This window comes from Enhygromyxa salina, from assembly GCF_000737335.2.
GTDB lineage: Bacteria > Myxococcota_A > Polyangia > Nannocystales > Nannocystaceae > Plesiocystis > Plesiocystis salina_C.
Window position 1 is genome coordinate 1 of the sequence record NZ_JMCC02000217.1, and the last position, 4,419, is coordinate 4,419.

Genomic DNA, 4,419 nt, shown 5'->3' on the forward strand with positions numbered 1-4,419 from the left:
GCAACATGACCGCGATGCCGCACCTGTCGAGCATGGTGTGGAACCACGACGACGAGCTGCGCGAGGTCACCGTGGGCACGGAGACGGTCTACTTCCAGTACGCGGGCGGCATGCGCAGCCGCAAGTACGTGGAGAAGTCCGGCGCGACCACCGAAGAGCGCATCTACCTCGGATCATTCGAGATCTATCGCAAGCGCATCAGCGGCACGCTCGACCTCGAGCGCGAGTCGATACACATCAGCGACGACACCGGCCGCATCTGCATCATCGAGACCAAGACCGTCGACTCCGGCTCCGCCGTCGGGAGCCCGACCGGCATCTGGCGCTATCAGCTGAGCAACCACCTCGGCTCTGCCGCCACCGAGGTCGACGGCAGCGGAGCGATCATCTCCTACGAGGAGTACCACCCCTACGGCACCAGCGCGTACAGGGCAGTCAACGCCAGCATCGACGTCTCGGCCAAGCGTTACCGCTACACGGGGATGGAGCGTGACGAGGAGACGGGGCTCGAGTATCACTCGGCCCGGTACTATGCACCGTGGTTGGGGAGCTGGATGGCTGCGGATCCCTCTGGCCTCGGCGATGGAGTGAACCGATACTCCTACACGGGAGCAAAACCAATCTCGACCTCGGACAAGAATGGTCATCAAGCAGGCCCAGGTGATAATGACGTCAGTGGCCCAGACGGGAGTGAAATGAACCTCAGCTATATGGAGGATACGAACGCGCCCGACTCCGACCACCCCGACCCAACGCCCGAGGAAATCTTCCAGTGGGAATTGAGCAATTTCGAGCGTAAGAGCCATACGAGTTGGAACGGGTGGAAGGGTAAGGACGAGGAGTGGGCGCAGGTCATGGAGGGGGTCCAGACCCTCAGGGACGTACTCGGCGCGGAGATGGCCACTGAGATCCTGGCTCGCTACAACGCGATCGGTGGACTGAGCTTCGAGTCTAAGATCGAAAGTGGATATGGGTACACCGACACTGTGATGGGCGCCGCATGGTACTCCGACATTTACTCAGAAGTGTTTCGCGTTAACGAGCGCCTGAAATCTGAGGGCAAGGACCAGAATTCCCTGCTCATCGCAGGCGTGATTCTCCATGAATTCACGCATATCTGGCAGAGGGGCGGATCTTCGGAGGCGGAGAAAGAGTACAACGCATACGCGATCGAGCTATGGTTCTATCACAGGGCGGGGGGATTCGATTTCAGGGAATCACAAATCGAGACGCTGTGGAGGGATACCAGTGAATCAAAGTATGGAAGGGAGGCTGCACCCCGGAGGCAATTTATCTTGAGCTACATGATGCTCCGCGCTCTCGAGGACGCCGCGGAGGGTGCAGGCGGACCTTTGGCTGGTACGGCCAACGCCGGAGGAGCATTGTATCATGCCATATCGGGCGAAGGCTCGAAAAGGTCGGCCGATACCCTCGATGATGTGCACGCGGAGGTCGCCACCGACTTCGACACCTTGTTCACGGAAGACGTCTACAATGCCTACATCCCGAAGACTGGAATCGGCACGGACTACGGAGCGATGTTCAAGCTTTGGGAGGCCTGGTAAGCTTCTCGACCTGAGAGGACCAACATGATCGTGACAGGTGCTGACCATAGCAAGACACCAACCGCGGCCATCATGCTCGCTATCGCTGCGGCGGCCGTCGGGTGTACCAGGTCCTCTCCAGCGCGGAGTCAGCCAAAGATGATCTACATCGCAGGCGGCAGCTTCGATGGTCGCGACATCGCCCCTTTTTACCTCGACGAGACAGAGGTCACGGTCGCGGCGTTTCGAGAGTGGGAGCGTGCATCGAGTTGGACGGGCTGTGGAGTCAGCGATGAGGCTCTCCGTGGGGATGTCCCTGTCGAGGTCGTCTGGGACCGCGTCGAGGCCTACTGTGAGTGGCGAGGCGCACGTGTTCCGACTGAGTGGGAGTGGGAGTGGGCAGCGCGCGGGCGAGAGGAGGCGCGCAAATTTCCGTGGGGCTCCGAAGATCCGTCTTGCGCCCATGCGATCGTCGAGTTTGGATGCGGCACAGACGAGCCGTGGCCAGTTGGGAGCAGGCCGGCAGGCGACAGTCGAGACGGGTTGAAGGACATGGCTGGCAACGCGGATGAATGGACCAGTGGAGTAGGCGAGGACGGCAACGAGATCGGGGTGCTCCGCGGTGGGAGCTACAGGTCAGGCGCGGAGCTCATCGTTTTTACACAGACAAGCTCTCGCTTCCCCGTCCCGAGCGGGGAGGCGCTTGGGGGCATTCGCTGCGCCAGGTCGCGGTGATCTCTGCCAGCACGCTTCCCTGGGGATCCCCGGATCACGCATGCGTTCACGCTCGAGGTCGACGACTTCGGGACGGTGTTGCGCTCGGCGTCGGTCGTGTACCCGCGCCGCGTGCCGGAGTATCCCGAGCAGGGCGACTACGTGCTAGCTGGTAGCACGTCGGCGGTGTTGGTCACCCTCAGCGAATCCGAGGTCGTGCATCTGGATGCGACCAACGATCTCCTGCGCCTGGGCGTGCCGACCGAGTCGCGCGGCTACGAACTTCACGGGCTTACACGGGCGACCAAGGTCGCGTTCTCGTTCGACGAGGTCCTGGATGCGGCAGACGAGGCCACGCAGATCGCCTACGAAACGTCCCCGATCCCAGCGGGGATCAACAAGCGGCTGCTGAGTCACACGAAGATCCGCTACATGGCCAACGACCTGTCCGGCCCGCTGAGTCACGGGACCGTCGAGAGCCGGGCGCTACCCTACGATAGCGACACCATGGCGATGACGGACGCGCAGCGGACCGCAGTGTTCGGCCTGCTGACGGGCGCGCCGGACAACACCGCGCTGCAAGACGAGGGCAAGTACGTGCTGGCTAGCAGTGCGTGGTGGGTGCGGACCGGGCATCCGACGTTTGACGCCGATGAGTTCTATGCGGTGACCTCGGTCGTGGACCCATTCGGGAACACCTATTCGACGACCTACGACAGCCACAGCTTGCTGGTCGTCAGCAGCAGCAACCCGTTGAGCGAGACGGTGACGGCGGCGCACGACTATCGCTTGCTGGGGCCGTGGCAGATCACGGATCCGAACGGCAACCGCACGCAGGTCGCGTTTGACGTGCTTGGTTTTGTCGTGAAGTCGGCTGTGCTGGGCAAGGTGGGCGACAGCGACGGCGACACCCTGTCGGACCCCACCACGACCTTCGAGTATGACCTGTTCGAGTGGTCGACGAACGGCAAACCCAATTGGGCGAAGTCGCGTATGCGCGAGACCCATCAATACGGCGGGACGCGGTGGTTCGAGCAGCGCAGCTACTTCTCTGGGGCCGGCGGCGTGATCATGGCCAAAGTTCAAGCCCGCCCTGGGCTCGCGCCCGAGCGGGATGAGAGCGGGGAGCTCGTGTTCGTGGATGATGTCCTGCAATACGAGGACACCAGCCCGAGCGTGCGTTGGGTGGGCAACGGTCGCGTGGTGAAGGATAACAAGGGTAATGTACTCAAGGCGTACGAGCCCTACTACTCGAGCACGCCGGATTACGAGGACGAAGCCGAACTGGTCGAGCAAGGGGTGACCGCGCTCAATCATCATGACCCGCTGGGGCGGTTGATCCGCACGGACCTGCCGAACGGGACCTACTCCAAGGTCGAGTTCACGCCGTGGGCGCAGACCAGTTTTGACCCGAACGACACTGCGACCGACAGTGCTTGGTACGATGCGCGGATCGGCTACGGTGGCGGTGATGTCGGGTTGCTCGCGGAGAAGCGGGCGGCGCAGCTGGTCGAGGACCACGAAGAGACGCCGAGCGTGGTGCACCTCGATGTGCTCGGGCGGCCGTTCTTGTCGATCGCCCACAACAAGGACCTGGTCGGGGACGACGAGTTCTACGTGACCGAGTCGGTGCTCGATATTCAAGGGCACGTGCTCGAGGTGATCGACGCGCGGGTCAACACGGCCGAGTCTCGGACTTACGGGATGCTCGGGCAGTCGTTGGTGGTCAGCAGCGTCGACGCGGGCGACCGGCACACGCTGCTCAACGCGCTGGGGCAGCCCATGCGAAGTTGGGATAGCCGCAGTCAGCGGTTCTCGTTCTCGTACGACACCCTGCGCCGGCCGGTTGACCGGACGGTCAGCGTGTCTGGCGGCTCGGAGAAGCTGCTGGGGCGCATCGTGTATGGTGACTTACTCAGTACGCCGGAGGACACCAACCACGTCGGTCGTGTGTATCGGGTCTACGACGGGGCTGGCGTGGCGACCACGGTGGAATTCGACTTCAAGGGCAACCCGCTCGAGGAGCAGCGACAGCTCGTCACAAGCAAGACGACCCAACCCGACTGGAGTGCGCTGCTCGGCGAGAGTACAATTGCCGCGATGGCAACCGCCGCGACCTCGCTGCTCGACTCCGAGACGTTCTCGGCGAGCAGTCAGCGTG

2 protein-coding genes and 1 pseudogene are annotated in these 4,419 nt (G+C 62.7%); all 3 read left to right on the forward strand.

The features are described 5' to 3' along the window. A partial coding sequence (locus tag DB30_RS40100; RefSeq protein ID WP_146662850.1) for an RHS repeat-associated core domain-containing protein occupies nt 1–1,565 on the forward strand: 1,565 nt, incomplete at its 5' end. Between the two features lie 138 nt (nt 1,566–1,703). Beyond that, nucleotides 1,704–2,279 (forward strand): formylglycine-generating enzyme family protein, encoded by a 576-nt coding sequence (locus DB30_RS43365; RefSeq protein ID WP_420870704.1) that lies wholly within the window; start codon nt 1,704–1,706, stop codon nt 2,277–2,279. Nucleotides 2,280–2,354: 75 nt separating this feature from the next. Beyond that, nucleotides 2,355–4,419: pseudogene (locus DB30_RS40110) on the forward strand (SpvB/TcaC N-terminal domain-containing protein); the annotation flags it as partial.

Bases quoted from the DNA above. Each gene is read 5' to 3' on its own strand.
- DB30_RS43365 (WP_420870704.1), top strand. From the start codon at position 1,704: ATGATCTACATCGCAGGCGGCAGCTTCGATGGTCGCGACATCGCCCCT.